The sequence below is a fragment of the Mycolicibacter sinensis genome, from assembly GCF_001673565.1.
Taxonomy (GTDB): Bacteria; Actinomycetota; Actinomycetes; order Mycobacteriales; family Mycobacteriaceae; genus Mycobacterium; species Mycobacterium sinense_C.
In genome coordinates this window covers 1-907 of sequence record NZ_LZMF01000091.1, presented here as the reverse complement: position 1 = coordinate 907, position 907 = coordinate 1, and the positions used below count along the sequence as shown (strand labels likewise).

1 protein-coding gene is annotated in these 907 nt (G+C 65.0%); it reads left to right on the top strand.

From position 1 onward, the window contains the following. A partial coding sequence (locus tag A5648_RS13820) for a PE-PPE domain-containing protein (RefSeq protein WP_065025095.1) occupies positions 1-852 on the top strand: 852 nt, incomplete at its 5' end. Positions 853-907: the final 55 nt, after the last annotated feature.

Here is a 907-nt window from a genome sequence, read left to right as displayed (position 1 = left end):
ACCGCGTTCTTCGTCGGCCCGACGATCTTGTCCACTCCGTCGCCGACCTTCGCCCAGACCGCGGCCGACCTGTTCCTTCACCCGCTCGGTTTCGACGTCGGCGACGATCCGGCCGCGTGCGTGGTCGGTGTCGGCGACTGCGACGCGCCGCTGCGGATCCTGTCCACCCCGGCGCTGGTCCAGCAGGGCCACAGCAGTTTCGTCGGTGCAGCCGAGATCGTGCGGGCGGTGCACGCCGAACTCAACGCCAACCCCGATGCCTACGATGCCGACAACCCGCTGTGGGTGTTCGGCTGGTCCCAAGGCGCCACGGCCGGTTCGATCGCGATGGCGCAGTTGGCCCACGACAATGTCGACCCACGGCTGGTGCACTTCGTGTTCATCGGCAATCCGGTCGGCGCCGACACCAGCGACACGCTCTGGGACCGGCTCTTCGACATGCCGATACTCAACGGCAATCTGACCCCCAACGAAGCGTTCCCGGCGACCATCTACACCTTCCCGGGTGATCCCGTCGCCGACGCCAGTTCCAACTCGATACTCGGCCTGTTCTACGAGCACATGATGTATCTGGGGCTCACGCCAGATCAGGTCGCCAACCATTTGGCCACCACCGACGGCGCGATCACCGACATCGACATCTCCGGTGACTTCGACCAGTTCGGCGCCTGGATCAACGCCTGGAGCCATGGGCTGGTCGACAGCGGCTGGTGGGAAGGCTTGTTCTACTCAGTTGTGGCGTTCTTCTACAGCGCCTTCGGCGACATCAAGGACTTCTTCGGCGACTGGATGGGCATCGACTGGAGCGGCGTCGAAGACACCCTGGACTTCTGGTTCCCGCCGGAGGCGTAGCGTCGGGGAACTCGTCGCCCACCGGGTTTCCAGCTTCCCCGCCTTCCAGTAGCCG